20 protein-coding genes are annotated in these 26,512 nt (G+C 45.3%); 14 read left to right on the top strand and 6 right to left on the bottom strand.

What is annotated here, in order from left to right; all coding sequences use genetic code 11:
- Positions 1 to 94: 94 nt before the first annotated feature.
- Together DDT91_RS12955 and DDT91_RS12950 are read left to right on the top strand one after the other, a co-directional pair.
- Positions 95 to 2,002 (top strand): ABC-F family ATP-binding cassette domain-containing protein, encoded by a 1,908-nt coding sequence (locus DDT91_RS12955; RefSeq protein WP_187176608.1) that lies wholly within the window; start codon positions 95 to 97, stop codon positions 2,000 to 2,002.
- 348 nt (positions 2,003 to 2,350) lie between these two features.
- A complete protein-coding gene (locus DDT91_RS12950; protein WP_255502111.1) occupies positions 2,351 to 3,007 on the top strand; it encodes a peptidoglycan DD-metalloendopeptidase family protein in 657 nt (218 codons plus the stop codon).
- Positions 3,008 to 3,032: 25 nt separating this feature from the next.
- Here DDT91_RS12950 and xerD read toward each other — a convergent pair whose 3' ends face one another.
- Positions 3,033 to 3,929, bottom strand: coding sequence for a site-specific tyrosine recombinase XerD (gene xerD / locus DDT91_RS12945; protein WP_187176606.1), 897 nt, complete (start codon positions 3,927 to 3,929; stop codon positions 3,033 to 3,035).
- Between the two features lie 604 nt (positions 3,930 to 4,533).
- Between xerD and DDT91_RS12940 the strand changes: the two genes are divergently transcribed.
- The 3 genes from DDT91_RS12940 to DDT91_RS12930 all read left to right on the top strand — a co-directional run bounded on the left by DDT91_RS12940 (position 4,534) and on the right by DDT91_RS12930 (position 6,308).
- Positions 4,534 to 5,040 (top strand): RNA polymerase sigma factor, encoded by a 507-nt coding sequence (locus tag DDT91_RS12940; RefSeq protein WP_187176605.1) that lies wholly within the window; start codon positions 4,534 to 4,536, stop codon positions 5,038 to 5,040.
- A 129-nt stretch (positions 5,041 to 5,169) separates the two neighbouring features.
- Complete coding sequence (locus tag DDT91_RS12935; protein ID WP_187176604.1) at positions 5,170 to 5,490, top strand: hypothetical protein; 321 nt, start codon at positions 5,170 to 5,172, stop codon at positions 5,488 to 5,490.
- A gap of 47 nt (positions 5,491 to 5,537) precedes the next feature.
- Positions 5,538 to 6,308, top strand: a complete 771-nt coding sequence (locus tag DDT91_RS12930; RefSeq protein ID WP_187176603.1) for a hypothetical protein — start codon at positions 5,538 to 5,540, stop codon at positions 6,306 to 6,308.
- Between the two features lie 129 nt (positions 6,309 to 6,437).
- Here the strand turns inward: DDT91_RS12930 and DDT91_RS12925 are convergent, their stop codons facing one another.
- From DDT91_RS12925 to DDT91_RS12915, 3 genes are all read right to left on the bottom strand, one after another.
- Positions 6,438 to 8,120, bottom strand: a complete 1,683-nt coding sequence (locus DDT91_RS12925) for a DUF885 family protein (RefSeq protein ID WP_187176602.1) — start codon at positions 8,118 to 8,120, stop codon at positions 6,438 to 6,440.
- Positions 8,121 to 8,308: 188 nt separating this feature from the next.
- On the bottom strand, positions 8,309 to 8,719 hold the full coding sequence (locus tag DDT91_RS12920) for a GxxExxY protein (RefSeq protein ID WP_187176601.1): 411 nt from the start codon (positions 8,717 to 8,719) through the stop codon (positions 8,309 to 8,311).
- Positions 8,720 to 9,102: 383 nt separating this feature from the next.
- Positions 9,103 to 10,335, bottom strand: coding sequence for a VOC family protein (locus tag DDT91_RS12915; RefSeq protein WP_187176600.1), 1,233 nt, complete (start codon positions 10,333 to 10,335; stop codon positions 9,103 to 9,105).
- A 442-nt stretch (positions 10,336 to 10,777) separates the two neighbouring features.
- Here DDT91_RS12915 and DDT91_RS12910 point away from each other — a divergent pair, with 442 nt between their 5' ends.
- From DDT91_RS12910 to DDT91_RS12900, 3 genes are read left to right on the top strand one after another with little or no spacing between them, the layout of a single operon-like run.
- Positions 10,778 to 11,665 carry an ABC transporter ATP-binding protein gene (locus tag DDT91_RS12910; protein WP_187176599.1) on the top strand — a complete coding sequence of 296 codons (888 nt, stop codon included), beginning with the start codon at positions 10,778 to 10,780 and terminating at the stop codon, positions 11,663 to 11,665.
- 10 nt (positions 11,666 to 11,675) lie between these two features.
- Complete coding sequence (locus DDT91_RS12905) at positions 11,676 to 15,323, top strand: M1 family aminopeptidase (RefSeq protein ID WP_187176598.1); 3,648 nt, start codon at positions 11,676 to 11,678, stop codon at positions 15,321 to 15,323.
- 43 nt (positions 15,324 to 15,366) lie between these two features.
- The gene (locus DDT91_RS12900; protein WP_187176597.1) at positions 15,367 to 16,413 is read left to right on the top strand and encodes an SMP-30/gluconolactonase/LRE family protein; all 1,047 of its coding nucleotides are present in this window, start codon (positions 15,367 to 15,369) and stop codon (positions 16,411 to 16,413) included.
- A gap of 5 nt (positions 16,414 to 16,418) precedes the next feature.
- Here DDT91_RS12900 and DDT91_RS12895 read toward each other — a convergent pair whose 3' ends face one another.
- Complete coding sequence (locus DDT91_RS12895) at positions 16,419 to 17,288, bottom strand: AraC family transcriptional regulator (protein WP_187176596.1); 870 nt, start codon at positions 17,286 to 17,288, stop codon at positions 16,419 to 16,421.
- Between the two features lie 159 nt (positions 17,289 to 17,447).
- On the opposite strand from DDT91_RS12895, the gene DDT91_RS12890 reads away from it, so the two are divergent.
- The 6 genes from DDT91_RS12890 to gldD all read left to right on the top strand — a co-directional run bounded on the left by DDT91_RS12890 (position 17,448) and on the right by gldD (position 24,399).
- Positions 17,448 to 18,338, top strand: coding sequence for a dihydrodipicolinate synthase family protein (locus tag DDT91_RS12890; RefSeq protein ID WP_187176595.1), 891 nt, complete (start codon positions 17,448 to 17,450; stop codon positions 18,336 to 18,338).
- A 100-nt stretch (positions 18,339 to 18,438) separates the two neighbouring features.
- Positions 18,439 to 19,884 (top strand): aldehyde dehydrogenase (NADP(+)), encoded by a 1,446-nt coding sequence (locus DDT91_RS12885; protein WP_187176594.1) that lies wholly within the window; start codon positions 18,439 to 18,441, stop codon positions 19,882 to 19,884.
- 158 nt (positions 19,885 to 20,042) lie between these two features.
- Positions 20,043 to 21,047 carry a 4-hydroxyproline epimerase gene (locus DDT91_RS12880; protein WP_187176593.1) on the top strand — a complete coding sequence of 335 codons (1,005 nt, stop codon included), beginning with the start codon at positions 20,043 to 20,045 and terminating at the stop codon, positions 21,045 to 21,047.
- 136 nt (positions 21,048 to 21,183) lie between these two features.
- Positions 21,184 to 22,233 (top strand): hypothetical protein, encoded by a 1,050-nt coding sequence (locus DDT91_RS12875; protein ID WP_187176592.1) that lies wholly within the window; start codon positions 21,184 to 21,186, stop codon positions 22,231 to 22,233.
- Between the two features lie 172 nt (positions 22,234 to 22,405).
- Positions 22,406 to 23,653: an FAD-binding oxidoreductase gene (locus DDT91_RS12870; RefSeq protein ID WP_187176591.1), complete on the top strand. Its 1,248-nt coding sequence runs from the start codon at positions 22,406 to 22,408 to the stop codon at positions 23,651 to 23,653.
- Positions 23,654 to 23,826: 173 nt separating this feature from the next.
- Positions 23,827 to 24,399 (top strand): gliding motility lipoprotein GldD, encoded by a 573-nt coding sequence (gldD, locus tag DDT91_RS12865; RefSeq protein ID WP_187176590.1) that lies wholly within the window; start codon positions 23,827 to 23,829, stop codon positions 24,397 to 24,399.
- Between the two features lie 221 nt (positions 24,400 to 24,620).
- Here the strand turns inward: gldD and DDT91_RS12860 are convergent, their stop codons facing one another.
- On the bottom strand, positions 24,621 to 26,396 hold the full coding sequence (locus tag DDT91_RS12860; protein ID WP_187176589.1) for a sodium:solute symporter family protein: 1,776 nt from the start codon (positions 26,394 to 26,396) through the stop codon (positions 24,621 to 24,623).
- Positions 26,397 to 26,512: the final 116 nt, after the last annotated feature.

Raw genomic sequence — 26,512 nt, 5'->3', positions numbered from 1 at the left:
AAGGTGTATTGCAAAATATTTCGTCAGACGAAGGAGGACCTAATTCAATTGTATTTCTACCGTGTTTCAGCAGTAATTCCCTTACTTTTGCCCCATGAATTACCTTTCAGTTGAGAATCTCAGTAAGGCTTTCGGGGAACGGAAGCTTTTTTCAAATATTTCTTTCGGCATTTCCCAAGGACAGAAAATCGCCCTCGTCGGTATCAATGGCGCCGGCAAGTCCACCCTGATGAAAATCATCATGGGTCAGGAAATCCCCGATACCGGTCAGGTAGCTATCAACAACTCTGTGAAGATTGCCTATGTGCATCAGAATCCGGTGTTTGATTCCAACCTGACGATCTATCAGACCATCTTTGACCAAAGTAATTCGGAGGTCCTTCGAGTGATCGAGGACTACTACAAAGCCATGCTGGACTCCGAGCGTGGCATTGACAATTCGGCTCAAATGTCCAAGTTGTTTGAGAAAATGGACGCGCTGCAGGCATGGGATTTTGAGTACCAGGTGAAAGAAGTTCTGGGGAAATTGGGTCTTCACGATACCGAACTTCCCGTAGGCAACCTCTCCGGTGGTCAGCGAAAGCGGGTGGCTTTGGCCAAAGCCATTTTGGAAAAGCCGGACTTGCTCCTGCTGGACGAACCCACCAACCACCTCGACTTGGAGACCATCGAGTGGCTGGAAGATTACTTGGCCAAAGCCAATTTGTCCATTTTTATGGTCACGCACGACCGTTACTTTTTAGATAAAGTGACCAACGAAATTCTCGAACTTGATCAGGGAAAAATCCATCGGTACCAAGGTAATTACGGCTACTTTTTGGATAAGAAAGCTGAGAGACTTCAGATCGAAGATATTGAGATCGAAAAGGCCAAAAGCCTCTACAAAAAGGAGTTGGACTGGATTCGACGTCAACCTAAGGCCCGAGGCACCAAGGCCAAATACCGCGTGGATGCTTTCGAAGAAACCAAAGAAAAAGCCTTCACCAAGCGGGAAGAGCGGGATATTGAGTTGTCGGTATCAACCCAACGACTTGGAAATAAGATTCTTGAGATCGAGAAAATCAGCAAGTCCTTTGACGAAAAAACACTTGTCAAGGACTTTTCTTACATCTTCAAAAAGAAAGATCGGATCGGTATCGTCGGACCAAACGGTGCCGGAAAGACGACTTTTCTGAAAATGATCACCGGACTGCTTGATCCTGATTCAGGTAAAATTTCAGTCGGTCAAACCACTGCTTTCGGCTATTACCGTCAGGAAGAAGACCGTTTTGACGAGGAGAAGCGACTGATCGATGTGGTAAAAGAAGTGGCCGAAGTCGTCGTGCTGGACAAGGGGCAAACGATCACGGTGAGTCAGTTTTTGACCCAGTTTGGCTTTCCTCCCAAGCAACAATTCACCCCGATCGGTAAGATGAGTGGAGGAGAGAGACGCCGACTTCAGCTCCTGATGGTGTTGATTAAGAACCCCAACTTCCTGATCCTGGACGAACCAACCAACGATTTGGACTTGATGACCCTGAATATCCTGGAGGAATTTTTGGACACTTTTCCGGGCTGCCTGATCATCGTGTCGCACGACCGATACTTTATGGACCGATTGGTCGAGCACTTGTTTGTGTTTGAGGGAGAAGGGAAAATCAAGGATTTCCCGGGGAATTATACCGATTTCAGGGAGTGGGAGAAGGAGAATCAGCAGGAAGACCGAGGACAGAAGATCGAAGAGCCCAAGGTTGAGAAGCAAGAATCAAGAAGCGAGAAGCAAGAATCCGCGCCAAAAGTGAAAGCGAGCTTTAAGCAGAAGCAGGAATTCAAGAAGATCAACGAAAGCATTGCCAAGCTTGAAGTAGAAAAAGCCACCATCACTGACCAAATCTCTGCTGGCACCTCTGATGTCAATCAGTTGATGACCTGGACCAATCGCTTGCAAGCAATCGATGGCGAACTCGAGGAATTGGAACTGACTTGGTTGGAACTGAGTGAATTGGATGGGATAGCGGATTGAGGAAGCCTGTATTTCTCACAAAGCCTCAAAGAATGAAAAAAGACTTGCGATGAATCAAACCGATAATGGATGATTTTCAAATGATTTACCAATCTCTTAATCCCGTCTTTAATTAAAGCATCATTGAAATCAAGGAGTTGTCCTAATTTTAGTTTAGTCAGTCTTTACTAACCCCGAGCAGATTAAAAACTATCCTCCAAAGAAAATCTTCACTCTCAACCAAGAGAAAATCTGTAATACACACGATTGAAACCGGAAAAACGGAAATAACTCAAATGCAATGGGTAAAGATCAGTTAGAAGCAATGTGGGTTAAGGTTTTATATTTTGCGAAATGAATTTAATCGGAATGGAATTCTTCCCCATTATGGGAGAAAAATTGACCGCTGAAAACACCCTTCCTCTTGATTTTACAGCTGCCAATCAGGCCTTAGACGCTGTGAACCTAGGCGATACCGCTGAATTTGATCAGTTTGTATTTGCTCGGTTAAACAGCGCAGGGAAAACCTATGGCATCGGCGGTTATCTAGAGAATCGGGCAATTTACCGTCGGAGTGAAGTTTTTGCGACGGAATCAGCCGACTTCCGAAACATCCACCTGGGAGTCGATATTTGGACGGAGGCCGGAGCACCGGTTTTTGTTCCATATCCGGGAAAAATCCACAGTTTTCAGGACAATGTCGGCTTTGGCAATTACGGTCCGACCATCATTTTGGAGCATCAGATCGAGGGAAAAACACTGTATTCACTTTATGGACACCTTTTCCGAAAGGACTTGGAAGCTCTGAAAATTGGTCAGCGACTCGAAGCCGGAGAACTGCTTTGTCATGTAGGTCCTTTTCCCGAAAACGGGGATTGGCCACCTCACCTCCACTTTCAGCTGATGTGGGATTTGGGCGAAAATTGGGGAGATTATCCGGGCGTGGCGGCAGAAAAGGATTTGGAGTATTATCGGGGAAATTGCCCGGATCCGAATTGGGTTTTGGGTTGTGAGGTCTTAAACTAATTCGGAAATCCGATAGCTAATGGCCTCACTTTCTCGGATGAAATTCCGTCAGCACCTGTCGGAGGTAATCCCGATCTAAATGGGTGTAAATCTCTGTGGTGGTGATGCTTTCGTGGCCGAGCATTTCCTGCACCGCACGCAGGTCTGCCCCACCTTCGATCAGGTGCGTAGCAAAAGAATGCCGGAAGGTGTGTGGGCTGATGTTCTTTTTTACACCTGCTTGCTCAGCGGTCTTTTTGATGATCAGAAATATCATCACCCGAGTGAGTTTTTGACCTCGCCGGTTGAGAAACACATATTCCTCATGCCCTTTGGCGGGAGTCTGATGGACGCGAACCTGCTCTTGGTAAATTTTCAGGTAGCGTAAGGCATCCTTTCCGATTGGTACCAGGCGTTCCTTATTACCTTTACCCACCACTCTCAGAAATCCGATATCGGCAAAGACCTGGCTTTTCTTAAGCTCAACCAGCTCGCTGACACGTAAGCCAGAACTGTACAGCATTTCGAGTATGGCTCGATTGCGGTGGCCTTCGGGTTCACCGAGCGGAATGGCCTCCAGCAACTGCTCGATCTCGGGATAGCTCAGGGTATCGGGGAGTTTGCGCCCCAGCTTGGGTGCTTCGAGGAGTTGGGCAGGATCTTCCTTGATCCGGTCCTCATACATCAGAAAGCGGTAGAAGGCTTTGATCCCGGAGATAATCCGTGCTTGGGTGTAAGCCGAAATTTCCAAGGCAGCCAAGGTATTCACAAAGCGTCGGAGATGCTCCAGTTCGAGTTCGAGGGGGCTTTTTTGGGGAAACTCCTTTTCTGAAAAATCCGCCAACTTCTGCACATCGAGCGAGTAGGCTTCGATGGAGTTTTCACTCAGAGAGCGCTCCAGCTTAAGGTAATGACGGAATTGGCGAATCAGTTGGGGCCACATGGGATGAAAGAGAGTGGTGAAGTTGCAAAGTTGGTCTAACCTTACAACTAGTTACATTTCCAAAAGTACCAATAAGAACTATTACAAAAGAAGACTTACCACATAGACACATAGGGCCACATAGATTTTTCATTGATACTTTACTCTATGTTTTCTGTGTGTCTATGTGGTTTTTATTCAACTGTTTGGTATAGCCATCTTCCTTCATGTGATTGGAAAAGTTGAGGCAATTTCACCACCTCATAATTTTTTAAAAAGGATTCACCACATAGGCACATAAGTTCACATAGTTATATGGGTCTTTTTTCTATGTATTCTATGTGACTATGTGGTTTTTAAACTATTCTTTCTAAAGATGGGAAAAAAGGTTAAGTCAACTTTACCACCTTTTGAGAATATTCACCATATAGATACTTGGGGCACATAGATTTTTCATTGATGCTTTATTCTATGTTTTCTATGTGTCTATGAGGTTTAAAACCCTTATTGGCAAATCAAAAACTTTTAGGATCCAAACCCCTTTTTGACAAGTTTTATTTTGTTTTCAAAAATTTTCATTTCAGTTGTCATATAAATCCAGACGATTTCCGATTAAGTAGTGTACATGAACCGATCACAGCTCGAAACTTTTCTCCGTCAGCATCACCGGGAGGCCTTTCTTTGGGCCAGACAGTGCTGCGGATTTGATGGGGAACTGGCCAAGGATGTGATCCAGCTGGTGTACTTGAAGGTGCTCGAGGGAAAAGCCAAACTAAAAGCGGATGACCATCCGAAGACGTGGTTGTTTTCGGTGATTCGATTCACGGCGATGGATGAACTCCGTACCAAAGTAAAGTGGCTGACCGTGGAAATCGAGGAAGACATGGCTTGGGAGTCCGAACCCACAGAATCCGAAAGCCACGAGGACCTGATTCGACGACTACCCAAGATGCAGCAGGAAGTCTTGCTGATGGTCTTTTACCACGACATGACACTGGAAAAAGCTGCCAAAGTCCTTCAATTGCATATCGGAACCGTCAGAACCCACTACGATCGGGGGAAAAAGAAACTGAAAGAATGGATTATGGATAGAAATCGTAATTGCGGCAATGAGGACACTGCCTCGGGCTAGAGAATGGATTGAACACCGAAGATCCTTTGAGTGACCCAAGACCTCGAAGGAGGGACCCCTCCCAAATCGAAAAGAATCTGTGTACATCTGTGGATTTTTCTGCGAAAATCTACGGGAAAAAATAAAGAAATGAACATCGATAAAGACCCCGAACTACACGCCTTTTTCAAATCACTCAAGGAAAAAGACCAAGCTATACCCACTCCTGAATTCCCTGAAATGACCAAGCAACAAAGCTTTTCCTGGTGGATTCCTTTGGGTATCGCAGCCTCACTGGCTTTAGGATTTTTCCTTTGGCCAAGTGAAGAACCGGCTCCAGCACCTCCCACAGAGGTAATCATCATTACCCTGCAGGAAGATGAAAATCAAGAGCAGCAGATCGTGATCGAGGAAAAAACCTATCTCGACATTTGGGAATCGCCTACGGAGTCTCTTTTGGCGGAATATTGAAAAAGACTTTAGACATAAGATACAAGACAATCAAAACAAGAATTTAAATGATCAAACGAAGCCTTTTCCTACTCTTTTTCCTGACTTCTAGCCTGACTCAGGCTCAGGACATGTTTCAGGAATACCTATTCTCCGCCGACTTGGTGATGAAAAACCGGGACAGAATCTCCCTGACAGATGCCCAGGCCGAAAAAATCAAGAAAATCCACAGCACTAATGCCGCAGATTTCAGTACGCTGAAATGGGATCTGGATGCCGCCACCGAAAAGCTGAAAAAGCTCCTCGAACAACCCAAGCCCGATGTCGCGGCAGTTTCCAAACAAATGGATCTCGTCTTGAATCTGGAAAACCAGCTCAAGAAAAAACAGCTTTCTACTTTAGTAGCCATCAAAAGTGAACTTACCGAAGCCCAACAAAGCGACCTCAAAAAAACCAAGGTAATGGGTCGTGTGACCTCTTGGGAATATGCGCCAGGAGGAACAGCCACCAGTCTTTCCGTATCCACTCCACAGTACAGAATTGGAAAAGAATCGCCACAAGCCTCGTCTATTGATGAAACCCGTGTCTCTGGAAAAACTAATTCAAGGGTATATGTCCAAAGTTTGACTTCATCGGAAGCCAGCCCGGCTTATTACATAAAAAAGGACAATCATTACCTAAAAATCCCAAGTGCCAGCGAAATAAACCCCGACGATATCGAAGCGATCGAAGTATTGAAAGATGATAAAGCCATTGAAAAGTTTGGGCAGAATGGAAAAAACGGTGCAATCATCTTTACCCTAAAGGAAAAGAAAGAGGAAGCTCCCCTGGAAAATTAAGTACTCAATTGGTTAATTTTCAACTCAAAAAGGAAGGTCACTTGGCCTTCCTTTTTTTTATTATCCGCGGAAACCTACCTACCGTAGGCAGGTCTGTGTCTTTTTCTGCGAAAATCTGCGGGAAATAAATCAATCCAAAAATCTCCAACTCGCCTTGTGATTTTTATCCAAAGGCTTGCCGGTGACTTTCGCTCTCAGAATCTCGATCGGCATGGCGTTTTGGGTCATGATCAAATCATGGAATTGCTTCTCAGGCATTTTGCCGGAATCCACCATTTCCTTTCTCATGGAGTAGATTTCTAGGGCTCCTATCATGTAAGCGATTTGGTAGAGCGGTCCATAGCTTCCCTCGAAGGAGCGTCTCACCTCTGCCTCGGCATTGGCACGCTCGTGACCGACTTTGTCCACAAGCAGGTCGATGCATTGCTGAGGAGTCATTTTTCCCAAGTGATAATTCAAGGAGAAAATAATCCGTGCGCAGCGGTGCATTCTCCAAAAGAGCATGCCGACTTTGTCTTTGGCATCTCTCGGGAAGTTGCGATCCCACAGCACAAACTCCCAATACAAAGCCCAGCCCTCAGTCCAGAATGGCGTGCCGAAAGGTCGTCGATGCGTCATGTAGCGCTGATTCATAAACTGCTGCAGGTGGTGGCCCGGGATGAGTTCGTGCTGCACAGTAGCTCTTGAAAAGTGCGGATTATTGCCCCGCATAGACATCATCTTTTCCTCGTGACTCATCTCAGAGGTGGGGTAGGAAATTTGAATTACTTCACCTCCAAGGAAAAAAGGACTCACCCGCTGTCTTTCCGCAGAGATCATGCTGGTCCGCCAGGTTTCGATTGCCAGCGGTGGCACAGTCAGCCAGTCGTTTTTCACCATGAGGTCAATTGCCTCTTCTCCGAGTCTAGCCACTTCTTCCGGCCATGCTCCCGCTGGCAAATAGGTTTCCTTCACCATTTCCAAGGCTGCTTTCCAGTCATTGCCAAAACCCAGTTCGTTGGAGGCTTTCAGCATTTCCTTTTCGCACCAGGCAAATTGCTTCTCTGCCTCGGCGATCAGCTCTTCGGGAGAATAGGCGATCATTTCGAAGGCCAATTGCTTCTCCAACGCTTCCCTTCCAATCGGCTTCCCGATGATACCTGAGCCGTCGTCTTTAACTGAGTTGGTGTAGTGCTCGCGAAGGGCTTTTGCATAGGCTTTCATACTTGCGTCTAGTTTTTTCCAGGGCTCTGGCATCCACCAAGTGAAGGCTGGATCGTAGTCGTAGTAGAAATCATAGGCTTCTTTAACCACCCGATTGAGGCTTTCTACAGCTTGAGCAGCCAAGTCGGCCTGCTGCCAAGACGTATATTTGGAAGATGAGGCTAGGGCTTTGTGTTGGGCGGCCACGGCTTTAGCCACGGCATCCCAAGACGCAGCCAAGGCCTGAGCGTCCGGTTGCTTGGCACGGCGACGGGCTACCACAAAGTCTTCCAATGGCTTACCAAAAGCAACTACCGACTGAATAGCCATAAAATCCCGCTTTTCGAGGTCAAGCTCGGCGAGTTGCTTTTCGAGAAAATTGCGGAATAGGACGTAATCGATTTTCCCGTCTTCAGAGAGGGCTTCATAGTTTTGGGCTTGGAGGGTCTTGAGGTAGTCCTGATTGAAGGATTCCATTCGGGCAAAATACTCCGCTGATAACCGATTGGTGTACAGACGAGAAAGCGCCCCCCGATCCGCCTGATAGGTGGTGATCAGATTGGCCAGCTCGGTGGCTTCAGCCCACAAGGAGCCTAAAACGAGAAATACGAAAAGCGCTATTTTTTTCATAAGTTTTATTTTTCAAGAAAGCAGTAGAAGGAATATAAACATAGAATATTCTGGCTCTTTAAAAAACCACAAAATCCTCAATGGCTAAATTGGATTTCAAAAAGAAGAATAACACCACATAGGCACATAGAGACACATAGTTTTAGGAGGATTAGCCTATTTCTATGTGTCTATGCGGTTAAATAATATCAACAAAGTGAGCTATAGTATTTACTCACAAAGGTTTTTTGTCCGTGTTGGAATAAATTGGTCACATTGAAATTCAACAGGATTCCCTTTGGGATTTTTAGCAGGTTCATGTAGCTGATTGCTTGTGCTTCATGAATTGGCAAAAGTTCAGCCACCGCCTTCAGTTCTATCACAATTTGGTTTTCAACCAGGAAATCACATCTGAACAAACCTTGGACATGGTGCCCTTTGTACTCAATCGGTATTTCCAGTTCTTGTTGAAATGACAAGCCTCGCTCTGTTAATTCTATCTCCAAACAGGTTTGATACACACTTTCCAGCATTCCCGGCCCGATATGCTTGTGAACCTCAATGGCTGCCCCGATGATTTGATAGGAAAGCTCATCAATTTGTTTTCTTGTATTTCTCATAAAAATTATCGTTAAAAATCTTTGATCACTTTTCATTTAAAAATTTAAAAAAACAAGATTTCGATTGATTTCCAATGTATTGAAAGAAGGTCTTTAGGTCCCAGGGGAGCTGGATGCTCTTTTCTCTTTATCAATTACATAATTTAAAAATAAGGACTACCACATAGACACATAGGTTAGCATAGTTTCTAATAGGAAAACTCATTTCCTATTTTTTCTATGTGTCTATGTGGTTTTTAATGAAAATCACACTTTCTGTACATCGGTTTTTTTGGTTCCACTTAGCCACTTAAGTCTACACAGTTCTAAAATATTGTACTCATTTTTCTATGCTTTCTATTTGTCTATGTGGTCAATAAAAAATCTAGTGTCTTGAAAGAAGGTCAAAACCTAAACAGATACCCACCGGCATCTTTTAAGGAATTGGCTTTTCGGGTGGAGTCGGGAAAATTTGCTTTTAGGTAGTTTTCCCAAGGGCCGGGGTTTTCCAGATCGACGCTGATTTCCACCAATTTTTCAGGGGAAAAGGTATTCATGCCTCTCAGTCCATCGACCAAGCCGAGGTAACCATGTTGGGAAAATCGGTACACTTTAGCCCATCCTTGATCCGCACTTTTGGTCAATCCCAGGCTTTCCTCCACAAAGAGTTCGGCAGGCAACATATCCTTGTAATACAACCAAACCACCGATCCCTTAAACTGCAATTTTTCTCCATGACGCGTGGACTTTGGCTGCAACTCGTCCAGTTCAGGCATAAAGACTTCATTTTCCGGATGCTGAAAAAATGTCTCAAACTCCAAGAGATACCCCTCCGGATCCACTGCCACAAAACCGTCATGCGGACCTCCCGGATTTTGCTTGAGCGGATACTTGATGGTCACTTTTTGCTCTTGCAGATGGGCATACCATGCCTCCAACTGATCAGTAAGAAAAGCCAAAGCGACCGATTTGGATTCAGCTCCGGTATAGCCTGAATTGGCAATGGAATGAAGCGTCAAAAAAGAATCCCCGGCTATGAGAAATTTGGCCAAGCTGTCATTTTCCTGCACCAGTTCCAACCCGAGCGTAGTTTGGTAAAAGGCCTTTGCTTTAGCCAGATCCTTGTAAAACCACTTAAACTCCAGTCCTTGAATGCCAAAATCCTCCAGGTCCCTGAAGGAGCTGTTCTCGGCTAACAGGTCATTGATTCGCTCGGTTGGATAGCCTAATAACCTGCCAAATCTCCGGCTCAATTCCCTTTTTCTCTCAGCGGTGAGATTGTCTTTGGCCAACTCCTGCTTGAGATCTTCATAGGCTTTGAGCGTGTTTCCTTTGTAAAACAACACGACTTCCTTTCCTTCCACACTTGAGGCAGGAAACAAATCGGTCTGCACTAAGTCGGCTTCCCGATAGAAACTCACCCCGTATTTCTGACTGATGCGCTCCACCTCCGGCATAAAAAGATCCAACTCGGCCGAGGTCATCGGAGGACCTAGGGCTAGGGGTTTGACCCCAGATTTGACCATTTCGGCAAAGGATTCGATTTGCCCCGACTGCTTATCGAAGCTCCTTTGCTCGCAGGAATACAGAAAAAAGAGGTAAAGCAGGAGTAGTGGCGTAAGGAATTGTCTTTTCATCTGTTTATAATTTGTTTTTCATTGGTCAGATAGAATCTCGCATGGATTATAATCCTCCCTCTGTGTGTCGCTTGCGTCATGCTCGATTTCAGGTGATTATTATTTGATTTTCATTTGCCACATAGCCTGTCCCGATTTTTCATCGGGAGAATGCCCTAAATAATCATTCCCGTGTGTGAGACATTTTCACATGGGCATTTCATCATCAGTATAAAAGCCCAAGGTTGAGACAAGGTTTGAATTAGGAGAAAAAATCTCTTTTCCCGACAACCAATCTTGGAAAATCTGCATCTGACCTCTAGAACATGCATTAGTATGTTTTTATAAATCACCTTTAGAATCATTTGATTATCTTATCCTTCGCAAATTTTTGAGTACCGTTTTTTACCGATTAGAAAATAAATTCTCGAGTCCCATTATTACTTAACCCCAATCTTTCGACATGGAATTACTCATCAAAAATCTCTCAAAAACCTACTCCAACGGAGTGAAAGCACTCAATGATATTTCCCTGACTATTCCACAGGGGATGTTTGGACTTTTAGGCCCTAATGGTGCCGGAAAATCAACCCTGATGCGTACCATCGCCACTCTTCAGGATGCGGACTCTGGCAGTATTCAGCTGGACGGAATCGATGTACTGAAGGATAAACAATCCGTTCGTGAGCGTCTGGGCTACCTCCCACAGGATTTTGGCCTTTATCCCCGGATCAATGCCGAGACCATGCTCGATCACATTGCCCAAATGAAAGGCATCGGCAGCAAAAGTGACCGAAAAGAACTCGTTGCCTCTCTTTTACAAAAAGTGAATCTCTTCAAAGACCGAAAAAAAGGCCTCGGTACTTTTTCGGGCGGGATGCGTCAGCGATTTGGGATTGCGCAGGCTTTGGTGGGAAACCCGTCCCTGATCATCGTGGACGAACCTACCGCAGGTCTCGACCCTTCCGAGCGTAACCGTTTTTATAACCTGCTCTCCGAAATCGGAGAAAACACGATTGTGATTCTCTCCACACACATCGTCGAGGACGTGAATACCCTTTGCTCCAACATGGCCATCATCTGCTCGGGAGAGGTGCTCATGCAAGGCAAGCCAAAAGACGGACTCGCCATGGTACAGGGAAAAATCTATCAAAAAGCGATTGAAAAAAGTGAATTGGATCACTATCGAAAAGACTACCACGTGATCTCCACCAAGCTGATCGGAGGAAAGCTGAGCCTTCGCATCGAAAGCGAAGAAAGGCTGGGAAATGACTTTGAACCTGTAGCGGGAGATCTGGAAGATGTGTACTTCAGTGTGATTTCTAAAAAAGTGGATCCTATCACCATTTAATCGGAATCGTATGTTTAAGGACATCTTTCTATTTGAGCTAAAGTACCGCTTTAGCAGACCGGCGACTTACATCTATTTTGCCCTTTTGCTGATTGTGCCTCTTCTGCTTTTTGGATTTGGAAATACGCCGGCCTCCGAAAAAGTCTATCACAACTCTCCAATCGTGATCGCTAATTTTGAAATTTTGGTTTCTCTTTTCGGGATTCTGATTGCCTCTGCCATCATGGGGGTACCTATCTATCGGGATTTGGAGCATGGCACCGGTACCTTTCTCTTCAGCTACCCGATCAGCAAGTTTGGGTACTTTATGGGGCGTTTTTGGGGTTCCTTTGCCACCTTGCTTTTCATCAGTTTGGGTTCGCTTTTGGGGATTTATTTGGGAAGCGTACTGGGTCCGCTGTTCGGCACAGATGCAGAGCGATACGGCCCAAACGAGCTGATGAATTACCTCCATCCCTGGCTGACTTTGGTGCTTCCCAACCTTTGGCTGGCTGGAGCTTTGTTTTTTGCTTTGATCATTTTTACGCGCAATATCCGCTCGATCTACTCGGGAGGAATTGTGATTTTCATAGGATATCTGCTTGCCAATTTTTTGGCTCAGGATATTGAAAACAAGGACTTGGTTCAGCTGATTGATCCTTTTGGCTTGAATTCCTTTGATCTTCAAACACGTTACCTCACACCCTATGAGCAAAATACCTTTTTGCTCTCCGTCACCGGTAATCTTCTGCTAAACCGGGTACTTTGGACATGCGTGGGCTTGGCTTTTTTCATTGCCTCCTACTACCGATTCAGTTTCTCTTATTTTTTCCAAGCTTCCAGAAAAAGCAAAAAAGCCGAATCCACAAAAGAGGAATCTGTCATCACGGGGGCTTTCCGAAAGGTATTGCCGGACTTTTCTTCTTCTTACCAATGGCGATCCTTACAAACCCTCACCAAAATCGAAGTCCAAAATGTCCTCAAAGACATTTATTTCCGATCCATTTTGCTGGGTGGAATGATCTTTTTGGTGCTGGACTTCTGGATTGGAAATACCACCTACAGTGTTCCGATTTTGCCCTCGACCTCCTTTCTGATGGAGTACAAAGGGTACGATTACAACCTGTTTGTCTTCATCATCATTGTGTTTTTTACCGGGGAGGCCCTACATCGGGATCGCTCTACAGGGTACTCGATCATCAATGACACTTTTCCGGTCAAGGACGGAGTGGTGATTGCTTCCAAGTTTTTGGGGATGGCCTTTGTCTGCTTGGTGCTGACCTCCTTGCCGATTGTTGTTGGTCTGATTGTTCAGATTTTGAAAGGGTATTTCCTTTTTGATTTGCCCGTCTACTTGATCGACAGCTACCTGATTACCTTCCCCGATTACCTACAAATGGTCATGCTGGTGTTTGCTGTCCACTTGCTTGTCAACAACAAGTTTGCCGGCCATGCCGCGGCCATTGGGATTTGGGTGGTGATGATTGTGCTGAGAAGCTTTGCAGATTATAATTTCAACCTGTTTTTCTTCAGCTACAAGCCTGGGTACACTTGGAGTGACATGAACGGGCTGGGACACTTTGGCGATGCACTCGTTTGGTTCAATATTTATTGGACCTCATTTGGGATATTTCTGGTACTGTTTTTCAGTATTTTCTTCAGCAGAGGAACAGAAGATTCCTGGAAAAGCCGTTGGGCTACTGCCAAACGAAGACTTTCCTTGCCTTCCACCCGATTTGGATTTGCGTTTTTGGTCTTGGCATTGGTCACAGGTGCTTATATTTTCCAATCTGTGGTGTACCAAAATGACTATCGAACCGTAGAAGAGGGAAAACTCCGTCAAGTGGCCTATGAGCAACAACTCAAAAAATACGAGCGGATTCCTCAGCCCAAAGTCACCAAAATCAAGATAAAGGCAGACCTGTTTCCAATGGAGCGCGAAGCCTATTTTGAAGCGGAAGTTCAGTTGGTCAACAAGACCGAGTCAGCCATCGATTCGATTCACTTCAATTCCAGTGACTTGAGCGATTTTAAGGTCATCTATCAAGGCGATACGCTGCCTTACCGATTCCCACTGAACTATGAACCCTCAAAATTCCAGATTTTGGGAAAGAAGCAGGAGAAACACTGGTATCAGATCACCGCTTTGCCACAGCCGATGCAGCCTGGTGATACACTGAACCTGCTCATCGTCAGCAACAAGAAATATTCGGGCATCCCCAATTCAGGCTATGGAAGAGATATCGTCTATAATGGCACCTTCTTTTCTGGGGGAATCCCTACCATGGGCTATGATCCCAACAACGAAATGAACAGCGACGAGGACAGAAAGAAATACGGGCTCCCTCCCAAACCGGAAGACTTGCCGGAGCACCGAGATCCATACGGAGAATCTACCTTGCTGTTTGTCAATGACGCGGATCTGATTTCTTTTGAAGCCATTGTAAGCACGATCCCAAGTCAGATTGCTGTCGCACCGGGCTATTTGCAGCGGGAATGGGAGGAAAATGGCAGGCGTTACTTCCACTACATACAGGACACTCCGATTCAGGCTTTCTTCACTTTCGTGTCGGCTGAGTATGAAGTGCTCAAAGACAAGGCTGTGCTCCCGGATGGACAAGAAGTCAACATCGAGATCTTCCATCATCCCACACACATTTACAATCTGGACCGATTCCTAGCAGCCTACAAAGACGGCTTGACTTATTTTTCGGAGACCTATGGCAACTTCCAGTTTAGGCAAATGCGCCTCTTGGAGTTTCCTCGGTATGCAGGGTTTGCCCAATCGTTTCCTAACACCGTGCCTTTTTCGGAAAGTTTTGGCTGGGTGGCAGATTTCAAAAAACCGGACGATTTTGATTTTGTCTACTACGTGACTGCCCACGAACTGGCCCATCAGTGGTGGGGGCATCAGATTACACCGAATTATACCCGTGGATCCAACCTGATTTCGGAGGCTTTGGCGGAGTTTTCCGCCTTGATCCTTACCGAAAGAAGGTATGGAAAAGACAACATGAAGCGCTTCCTAAAAGAAGAACTGGATAATTACCTGAGAGGGAGGGCTACTGAAAGCAAAAAAGAAAACACCTTTATCAATTGCAATCGGGCCTATCAATGGTATTATAAAGGAAGTTTGATTTTGTATGGACTTCGGGACTTGATTGGTGCAGAGACGATGGATTCGGCTCTTTTTGCCTTCAATCAGGAATTTGGGCTGAAGGAAACTCCACCTTTTCCCGGGAGCTATGATTTGTACCGTCATCTGGAAGCAGTGACTCCTGATAGCGTCAAATACTACCTGGAGGACACCTGGAACAAAATCACCCTTTATGACAACAAAGCTGAAAGTGTTACGGCCAAAAAGATTGGAGAAGGTGAATATGAAGTCACGCTCAATCTTCGCTCCCAGAAACTCTATGCAGATGAGACCGGTAAGGAATCGAATGCGGATTACCAAGCCGACTACATCGATGTAGGCGTTTTTGCGGCAGAGGATAAGGACGAAAATGGCCGCACCCGAGTCAATCCGCTTTATATCCAAAAGCATAAGATCAAACCCGGTCAATCCACGATCACTGTCAAAATAAAGGGTGAACCCGTCAAGGCCGGCATCGATCCCTACAACAAGCTTATCGATCGCATTCCGGATGACAATACGATTTCAGTAGAAAGGCAGTAAGCTACCACCCAATCAAAAACTTCCAATAACAATAACCATGTCCATGAAAATCGGCATCTCTCTGGGTCTTGTGCTACTGGCACTTGGGCTCTTTGTTCTCTATACCTTTTGGAGTACGGGCTTCTTTCGAAAAATTGAAACCTACCATGAATTTGGAGGGATTGAGCAAACTATAGGTTTGCCCGGAGTGGAAGACATGGCTATTTCCCGCACGGACAGTTTTATGATCCTGTCCGTTGATGATCGAGCCAAAAGGCGCTCAGGCGAAAAAGGACTTCATGGCTTGTATTGGATGGACCTGAAGGATGCGCCTTTTACAGCGCATCCCATTCCCTTACCTTCCGAATTGGTGCTCTATCCTCATGGTATTAGCCTGATCGAGACCGGACCAAAGCAGTATCGGTTGGCTGTGATCAACCATGTAGAGGGAAAACATTCTATTGAGGTTTTCACTATCGATCAGGATACCGTGCGGTATAGCCACAGCCTAAGAGATCCCAAGTTAATCTCTCCAAATGACCTAGTATGGGTAGATGCTGATCGGTTTTACTACTCCAATGATCATGGCTCTACTTCTGACTTGGGAATTTTTGCAGAAAATTACCTTGGAGTAGCCAAAGCCAATGTGGGCTATTATGACGGAGAATCCTTTCGCATCGTGGCAGAAAACATGGCCTACCCCAATGGGCTGGTGTTGGATCAATCCGGAAAAAATCTTCTCGTGGCTTCTTCCAGACATTTCCTGATTCGGGTTTTTGAGATCCAAGAAAACGGAGATCTCACCTTCTTGGAAGACATTCCTACAGCCACAGGGGTAGATAACCTAGAGAGGGATGAAGAAGGAGGCATCTGGTCTGGAGCACATCCGGATTTGATGACTTTTTCGGCGTATGCAGCAGGTAAAAAAACCACTGCTCCTTCGGAGATTTTAAAAATCCACTTTTCTGATCAGCAGCTCAAACAGACTACAGTTTGGCTGGACAAAGGCGAAACCATGTCTGCCAGCTCAGTGGCCATTCCTTTCGGAGAGTATCTTTTTCTGGGCAATGTGATGGACTCTAAAATGATTGTCCTCAGGAAGGGAAAGTAATTTGATCAGGAACTGATGGCCCGCCACTCTTTGGGAGTTACTCCGCAAATTTTCTTAAAGCTACGGTTGAAATAGGCCAAATTTTCGAAACCAACACGATAGGCTATTTCAGAAATGGGCCAATCGCTTTCCTGCAACAGCTTTTGGGCTTCACTGATCCTAAGCTGAATCAAATATGCAGTGAAAGTTTTTCTTGTGCGGAGTTTAAAAAACCGGCAGAAAGCTTCCCTTGAGAGATTAGCTTTGCCTGCCACATCCTCAAGAGAAATGGGCTTGAAGCGGTTTTCCAGCAAAAACTGCATCACCCGGTCCATGCGGCTCCCGTCTTTCTCGGATAGGCCACGCATCAGACCCGATTCGTTTAACCGAACCAAATCCTCCCCAGCTTGATCTACCCAAGCCAATAATTGAAAGGCCAATTGAAACCGCTGCAGTCCCTCACTTGAGCCCAAAAGCCAAAAAAGTTCCTTGATCTGAGCGGCAGTCTTTCCCTGAATCTGGAAGCAAAGGCCCTCAAATCCACGAAATTTTTTCAGGGACTGAAGCTCGTCCAATTCAACGAGGGCATTTTCCAATGCTTGAAAATCAAAATAAATGGTATTGCCTTTCGATTTAAGCTGGGTGTCTTTTTCAAAAAACTCAGGATCGCTGCGAAAAACATGAGGTGCATTTTCTCCTAAAAAAAACACATCCCCGGCCTGAAATCTACCGACGTAATCCCCGCTAAGAAACTGCCCTTTCCCCTCCAAAATCACCGTTAACTGCAACTGAGGATGTTGATGCAGTTTGTCATAAAAATAGGCTCCCCGATCCTCTTGATAGCGAGCAAACTCACGTTGAGATTTTGGGATCTGAAAGGAAATGACTTTGGCCATGGTGCAAATAGTATCAGATTGAGTAAAAATAGATTCAAAATTTGACTAATCAGTCAATATCGTGTCAATATGAACTAATCCAGTGAAAGATTTTCCTATGGGCTTATTTTACTTTTGAATAAAAATCTTCCTGCCCTCTGTGGTTAAAATCAACAAACTATGAACTGGAAAGGCGTATTCCCCGCGGTCACGACCAAATTTCACGCAGACGGAAGTCTGGATATGGACCTGTTTTTCAAAAACCTGGACTTCCAGCTTGAATGCGGAGTTCATGGAATCATCCTTGGCGGTACATTAGGGGAAAGCTCCGTGCTTTCTCATGAGGAAAAAATCAAACTCACAAAAGAAACCGTCAACCACATCAACGGTCGGGTTCCGGTGATTTTAAACATAGCTGAAGGAGCTACACAAGACGCTCTCTTTTGGTCAAAAAAAGCAGAAGAATTAGGAGCTTCCGGACTGATGATTTTGCCTCCGATGCGCTATGCAGCAGATGCTCGCGAAGTAGTGACTTACTTCAAAACGGTCGCCAACTCCACCAAACTACCAATGATGATCTACAACAATCCGGTGGACTATAAGACCCTGGTGACCATCGACATGTTTGCCGAGTTGGCAGAGTGCGAAAACATCCAAGCCATCAAAGAATCTACCCGCGACATCTCCAATGTGACCCGAATGATCAACCGATTCGGCAATCGATATCAATTGCTTTGTGGAGTAGATACCCTGGCTATGGAGGAGTTGCTGATGGGTGCAGTTGGTTGGGTTGCTGGCTTGGTGTGTGCTTTTCCAAAGGAGACAGTGGCTGTTTATAACCTTATTCAAGAAGGCAAAATCGAAGAAGCACGTGAAATTTACCGTTGGTTCCTGCCTTTGCTGGAGCTCGACATTCACCCAAAACTCGTGCAATACATCAAGCTTGCCGAGCAGCATTGCGGCATCGGTTCTGAGCATGTCCGCGCTCCAAGATTGACTTTGATCGGGGAAGAAAGAGCGAGAATCGAGAAAATAATTACAGACGGATTGGCAAAAAGACCGAAATTGTAAAATAGACGCAAGAAGCTAGACATTAGACACAAGACTAATTGCTCTGGAGCTTCGCGAAGCTAATTTTACAATATTTCAATTTTACAATATTTCAATTCCCATGAACCTCGACAACCTTTTCAGTGCCGCCCAAGAGGCCTTTCTTTTCTACAAAAACCTTCCAGGAAAGGAGAAAGGAGCCTTTTTGGATACACTCGCGGATACCTTAGAAGCCCATCGCGCTGAAATCGTCCCCTTGGCGGTCAAGGAATCCAACCTGCCCGAAGGCCGGATCAACGGGGAATTGGGTAGAACCACGGGTCAAATCCGGCTTTTCTCCAATCTGGTAAAAGAAGGTTCTTGGGTAGAAGCGACCATCGATCCGGCCATGCCCGACCGCACACCGCTACCGAGAGCAGATATCCGCAGATTCTTGACGCCGCTAGGACCGGTAGTAGTCTTTGGGGCAAGCAATTTCCCATTGGCCTTTTCGACTGCCGGGGGAGATACGATTTCCGCTTTAGCAGCAGGCTGCCCTGTGATTTACAAAGCGCACCCAGCACATCCGGAGACTTCCAGAAAAGTCGCCGATTGCATCCATCAGGCCATTTTGAAATGCGGACTTCCTTCTGCGCTTTTCACTCATGTGGAAGGAGGAATTGCTGAGGGACAAGCCTTGGTCAAGCATCCGATGGCAAAAGCTGTCGCTTTCACAGGTTCTCATGCAGGTGGCATGGCACTTTTCCAACTCGCCAATCAGCGAGAGGAACCCATTCCTGTATATGCCGAAATGGGTTCAGTCAATCCAATTTTCTGCTTTCCTCAAAAACTGGAAAAAGAAAACGATGCCTTGGCAAAAGCCTTCATCGCTTCACTGACCCTAGGTGTAGGCCAGTTTTGCACCAATCCCGGGTTGATCTTTGTGCCGGAAAAACAGGCAAAAGTCTTTGAAAACGCCATTGCGGCCGAACTGAAAGACATTGCCGCCGCCCCCATGCTCCATCCGGGAATTGCTCAAGCGTATTACGATTCCATTCAGTTTTTGGAGTCGCGTGAAGAACTCCGCTGGGTGAAGGTGGCGGATCCCAAGCACCTGATCAACGGAAGTACAGCTTTGGCGGAAATTAAGGCAGCCGACTGGCTGAAGGACTCCCTTTTCCAAAAAGAAGTCTTTGGTGCCTTTGCTATAATGGTGGTGTACCAAAATGAAGACGAACTCTTGGAAATCGCCAAGCATCTTCACGGACAGTTGACCATCACCGTATGGGCGGATGCCGAGGAACTCCAAAACCAACTGTTTCTCATTAATCTCCTAGAAGAAAAGTGTGGCCGATTACTCTTCAAAGGTGTGCCTACCGGAGTAGAAGTCGGCTATGCCATGCAGCACGGAGGACCATTCCCTTCGACCACCGCTCCAAACAGTACTTCGGTTGGTGCTCATGCCATCAAGCGATTTGCCAGACCGATCGCTTTCCAGGATATGCCTCAAGACCTTCTTCCGGATGCCTTGAGAGACGATAATCCGCTTGGGATCTGGAGATTGGTGAATGGTGCTTACACTAAATAAAATGGGAATACCGTGGAAATACACTTCGTTTCGCTCAGTGAAATATGCTCTGCCCAGAATGGATTTCTAAAGTATTTCGTCCCGCTTGCGGGACTTATTTCTGGTGTATTTCAACAGTATTTCTCACTATAGTTTCAAACTTCGAATTTTAAATCTCAATGCCTTCTCGCCATACCTTTTCTTGCATCGATGCTCACACCTGCGGAAATCCCGTCCGGGTGGTTTCCGGTGGTGTCCCTTTTCTCAAAGGAAACACCATGTTGGAAAAGCGTCAATACTTCATGGAAAACCTAGACTGGATTCGCACGGGACTGATGTTTGAGCCTCGGGGCCACGACATGATGTCGGGCTCGATGCTGTTTCCTCCGCACGATCCGGAAAATGACTTCGCCATTCTCTTTATCGAGACTTCTGGCTGCCTGCCCATGTGTGGCCACGGCACCATCGGTACGATCACCATTGCCATTGAGGAGGGTTTGATTCATCCCAAAACCCCTGGCTTCCTAAGAATGGAAGCTCCAGCCGGATTGGTCTTAGTCGAGTACAAGCAGGAAGGGAAAAAAGTAAAGTCCGTGAAGCTGACCAACGTGAAAAGCTACCTCGCAGCAGAAAACCTGGAAATCGAAATTGAGGAGCTTGGCAAACTGACCGTGGATGTAGCCTATGGTGGCAATTTCTACTGCATCGTGGATCCACAGGAAAATTTCCCCGGTTTGGAGCATTTCAAAGCGGAGCAATTGATCTCCATGGCACGAAATCTCCGCGCAAAAATGAACGAGCGCTACGACTTTGTTCATCCGGAGCACGACCGTATCCGAGGACTTTCTCACGTGATGTGGACTGGCAAAATCCTGGATCAAAGCAGCACCGCCCGAAATGCAGTGTTCTACGGTGACAAAGCCATCGACCGTTCTCCTTGCGGCACAGGCACCTCTGCCCGAATGGCGCAGTGGTTTGCCAAAGGCTGGCTAAAGTCTGGGGATGAATTTGTACACGAAAGTTTCATCGGGTCCAAGTTTATCGGAAGGATCGAAGAAGTAACCGAAATTGCCGGCCAGCCGGCCATCATACCCAGTATCGAAGGCTGGGCTAAAGTCTATGGCTATAACACCATCATCCTGGATGACGATGATCCTTATGTCCATGGATTTCAGGTGATTTAATCAAAATTTTACAATCGACTTACGGCAATGACTTCCCCAAAAGGAAGTCATTGTTGTTTATCAGAACTTCGAGAAAATTTTGGTTTGGAAGGTCGAATTATTCCTAACTTAATGGAGTACTTATCCCTTGATTTTTATGCTGCGAATTTCTTTTATCGCAAGAGCCCTGACTTTTGCATTGTTGGTTGGTTTATCACTTCGGGCATCCGCCTTTCAAAAAGACATCCTTTTTGCTTCCGAGACGCCATTTGACCTTGAGATAGTGACCAATTTTAAACTGATCAAGGGTTCAAAGTCGGATACGGTGTTTTTCCCGACATTCATCAAATTCAAAGACCAAGAGGGTAAGCCTGACTCTGTCCCCGTAAATCTGAGAGGAAGGGGAAATTCCAGGAGAGCCCAATGCTTTTTCATACCACTTTGGCTAAAAATTCCCAAAGGAGCCTCCGAAAACACCCCTTTTGAGGGAAACAGGAGCCTAAAGCTGGTGCTCCCCTGTCAGGAAGGTGAATATTACAATCATCTGATCATGAAGGAGTTTATTGTATATAAACTTTACGAACAGGTCAGTCCCTACTTTTTCCAAACCAGATTAATCAATTTAATCCTGACAGACAGGCAAAACAAAAAAAGTAAGTCCTATTCCTTGACAGCGTTTGTTCTTGAAGATGTGGATAATGTGGCCGAAAATTATGATGCAAATACAAAAGACTCAGGCTTGGTTTTACCTCATTTAGTCAATGACACACTGGCCTTAAAACAGGATTTTTTTGCCTTCATGATCGGAAATACCGATTGGTCCAATACGACCCAACACAATGTAAAAATGCTGGATAAAGGACAGGAGAAGTTTATTCCTGTGGCGTATGATTTTGACTATTCGGGCTTTGTCAATGCGTCGTATGCGATACCCTATGATTATTTACCCATCAAAAAGGTAACCGAACGATTGTACCGGGGAATCTGCAGAAATGAAGCGCTTACCCAACTGGTCAAAAATGACTTTATGCAAAGCGAATCTCAAATTTTAAAGACCTTGGAAAAATACAGTTCCTTTCTACCAAATCCCGAATTTGAATCGGCACGAAACTACCTGGTTGACTTTTTCTCCATACTCAAAAATGAAACTGAGTTCCAAGCCCAACTGGCCGGGGCCTGTCAAAAGTATGAGCTGATAGGAAATTGACGCTTTGGATGAAAAAATCAGAAAATCCAATCAATACACCATCATTTCTTGTCAATTCAGGCCAACATAAATCAAGATTTCCATTTTACCTTCGTTTCGGATTCCCTTTTATAAACGAATGGAAGGCATCAATTAAAATACTGATTTACTGAGTGACTTTGCAATCGAAGTTATGAAACCAACCCTAATCATCGGCGGCGGAATTGTCGGTTTGTTTACCGCCTATTTTCTCAATAAAGAAGGAATAGAAGTCGAAATCATAGACCAGACCGACATGCAGGAAAATTGCTCCACAGGCAATGCCGGCATGATTACCCCCAGCCACATCATTCCCTTAGCAGCTCCAGGAATGATTAGTAAAGGGATTGCTTGGATGTTTTCTTCCAAAAGTCCGTTTTACATCCATCCTAGATTGGATTATAAACTGGTGCAGTGGTGTTTGCTTTTTTTCAAGGCAACGTCTGAATCTCAGGTTAAACGAAGTATTCCCTACCTCAATCACCTGACGCTTTTTAGCAAGGCCTTGTACCAAGAGTTTCAGGAGGAGCATCCCGTATCCTCGGTTCAACTGTCTCAAAAAGGTCTGATGATGATCTATCAAACTGAGGCGGTGGAAAAGGAAGAAATTGAACTGGCCCATTTAGCCAAAAAATACAAATTGGAGGCGGAGGTGCTGAATGCGGCAGAAGTACAAAAGCTTGAACCGAACTTGGAAGTACATACCCGAGGGGCCGTGTATTTCCCTGGAGATTCACATCTTGATCCGGGAGTGCTTTATACCTATTTGAAAAAGAACCTTTTGGCCAAGGGAGTAAAATTCCATCCTAATACACAGGTCTTGGGTTTTGAAAAAAACCAGCATAAAGTCCATGCTGTCTTGACTGATAAAGGAAAAATCGATACAGGAAAAGTCGTCCTTTGCGGAGGCGCTTGGACAGCTGAATTGGCTAAAAAGCTCAACTTCTCTCTTCCGCTTATGGGAGGTAAAGGATACAGCTTCATCCAAGAAAATAATCCAGCCATCCAAATCCCCACCATTTTGACTGAACGAAAGGTAGCGGTAAGCCCTTATGGCAATTTTGTTCGATTTGGAGGAACCCTGGAAATTGCGGGCACCAATCAAAAGGTGAACCTCAATCGAGTAAAAGGAATTTTTGAATCCATCAATCAGTATTACCCGACGTTCAAAGCCAAGTTCCCTAATGAAGATCAGATTTGGAAAGGCCTCCGACCCTGCTCACCAGATGGATTGCCATACATAGGAATGGCCCCGGGCTATGAAAATGTGCTCGTAGGAGCAGGTCATGCTATGCTTGGGCTGACCATGGCACCTGCTACAGGAAAACTACTCACCGAGTTGCATCAGCAACAGGAAACTTCTCTGGAAATGAAGGGATTTGAAGTGGGGAGGTATAGCTAATCCGGCAGACCGGCTAATTTACTAATTCAACAAATTCAGCCTCTTTTATTGACTTGTTCAATAGCGCTACGTCATTGGGAGGCTTTATTGAGTTCAGAATGAAATGAAAAAGTGTTGAGGTTAAAGTTTCTTCATTCTAAAATCAATCCAAACAGAACACCTAATTTTAGGTCATGAAGAGACTTTTGACGATAGGCCTGCTTTCCCTTTGCTTGTTTTCCTGTGAGAAAACCTGGTTGCCCAAGCCTCCTGGATACAATCGAATTGACCTGCCCAATCATGATTACCTGAGATTGGAACAAGGGTATCCTTATCAGCTTGATTTTTCAAAGTATAGCAGAATCGAACCCGATTCATTCAATCTTACCGAAAAAAACTGGATCAATCTGAATTACGGGGATTTTGGAGCCAAGGTACATCTGACTTACAAAAAAATAGACGGAAAAACCGAGTTTAAAACCCTCTCTAACGACGCGTTTAAGCTCACTGCCAAGCACCAAATCAAGGCATATGGAATCGAGGAAGCAGTATTGATCACTCCAAATGGATACACTGCAGTGGTGGCAGAATTGAGCGGTGAAGTGCCCACACAGTTTCAGTTTTTTGTGACCGATTCCACCCAACATTTCCTGCGGGGCGCTCTGTATTTCAATACAGCCATGAAAAATGATTCTCTGGCACCTGTGATCGAATACATCAAAATCGACATGGCCCACCTGATGAATTCACTGAAGTTTGTGGATTGATATCCGGTAACTTGTGAATTCCAAAATTCTCCATGAAAGGTGTTTAAACACGTGCGGGATTTGGAAGACGGATTGCTTTCTAGGAAGCCGAAACCAATCGATAAATTTTAATCCAATCCTAGGTAAATTCTATCAACAAAGTCCCGAATACCTCTTAAAACAAACTAAAAAGCCTGCCTGAAGTGATTTCTGGCAGGCTTTTCAGATTTAATTACGTTGAATCAATGGAGCTTTTTCCAAGATCGGATGATGACGAATCCACCCACAATAGCAATCACCGCTGCAATTAAGCCAGGCGTAGTTTTTCCGTAAATAAAGAAACCGGTGGAGAAAAGTGCAGCATACACCATAAACGTACCGGTAATCATCAGACCAATTTCTTTTCCAAGGGTACCTTTTTCTTCCTTTTCGGCTGGGTATCGATCCAAGAGTTTTTTCCAACCCAAAGACGCAGGAGTCACTTTTCTGTAAAAAGAAAGTAACACCTCGTCCTTTTCCGGCTGAGTCATAAATGTGACGATTAGCCAGCCAATAGTAGTGATAGAGACGGAATAGATCAACTTCAAATAAGACTGGTCAGCAGCAATTTCGATCAGACCGATTTTTGGATTGATCACCTCAAAGAAAATCGCTACCACAAAAGAAATCGCCATCGCTGAGATCTCCGTGTACGCGTTGATTCGCCACCAAAACCAACGAAGGATAAAGATTAAACCAGTACCTGCACCGATCTGAAGCAAAATCTGGAATGCGTCCAGAGCAGAAGACATCGCCAATGCCAAGAAGGCCGAAAGTACCATCAACAATACCGTAGAAATCCTTCCGACTGCAACTAGTTCTTTGTCCGAAGCCTCAGGCTTGATGAATCTCAGGTAAAAATCATTCACCACGTAGCTTGAACCCCAGTTGAGATGGGTGGAAAGGGTAGACATCACCGCGGCGATCAAAGAGGCCAGCACGATTCCTACAAGTCCTGTGGGCAAGAAGGAAAGCATCGCTGGATAGGCCAAGTCATCACCCAACTTGTCTACAGGAATATTTGGGAAAGCTTCCTGAAGGTCAGAGATATTTGGGAAAATCACCAGAGAGGACAGGGCCACTATGATCCATGGCCAAGGTCTCAGCGCATAGTGGGCGATGTTAAAGAACAAGGTAGCACCAATGGCATTCTTCTCATCTTTGGCAGATAGCATTCGCTGGGCGATGTATCCTCCCCCTCCAGGCTCAGCACCTGGATACCAAGTCGCCCACCACTGAATGGCAATAGGCAGGATGAAAATCGGGATATACACATTGGGATCAGTAAAATCCGGGATGAAATCCAACTTGGTGGCGACTACTTCATGTGCCAAAAGATTGTTTAAGGAGCCGATTTCAGGAAGATCTAGTACATAGTAAGCCGCTCCAAAAGAACCCGCCATGGCAATGAAAAACTGGAAGAAATCGGTAAGCAAAACTCCTTTTAATCCCCCCAAGGAAGAATACACTACTGTTACTATTGACGCGATAAGTAGGGTCTGAACCGGACTCAGCCCAAGCATAACGCCTCCGATTTTGATCGCAGCCAGGGATACTGTAGCCATAATGACCACATTGAAGAAAACCCCTAAGTAGATTGCTCGGAAAGCTCTCAAAAATGCCGCCCCCTTGCCTGAATATCTCAACTCATAGAACTCTAAGTCTGTGGTCACCTCCGATCTTCTCCAAAGCTTGGCATAAACAAATACCGTCAGCATCCCGGTAAGCAAAAATGCCCACCAAGCCCAGTTGCCTGCCACACCGTTTTTTCGAACGATATCTGTCACCAGATTAGGTGTGTCTGCTGAGAAGGTAGTCGCCACCATGGAGACCCCTAATAACCACCAAGGCATATTTCTTCCAGAAAGAAAAAACTCTTTGGCTGAGCTGCCGGCGGATTTGGCAGTGAATAAGCCAATTAGCAAGGAAATGATAAAGAAGGCTGCAATGATGCCCCAATCCAAGGCGGTTACATTCATAGGGTTTGGGATTAAACTGGCGTCCAATTAACAGAAATTTTTTCTTTAATTGACAAGATCTTTTTTAATTTTTTTGAAAAACACAAAGAAATACAAACGGCTTTTCCAATTTTACC

Origin of the sequence: Algoriphagus sp. AK58, assembly GCF_014324365.1 — a bacterium.
Lineage (GTDB): Bacteria > Bacteroidota > Bacteroidia > Cytophagales > Cyclobacteriaceae > Algoriphagus.
The sequence above is the reverse complement of the archived record's forward strand: the minus strand, read 5'-3'. Positions and strand labels throughout refer to the sequence as shown.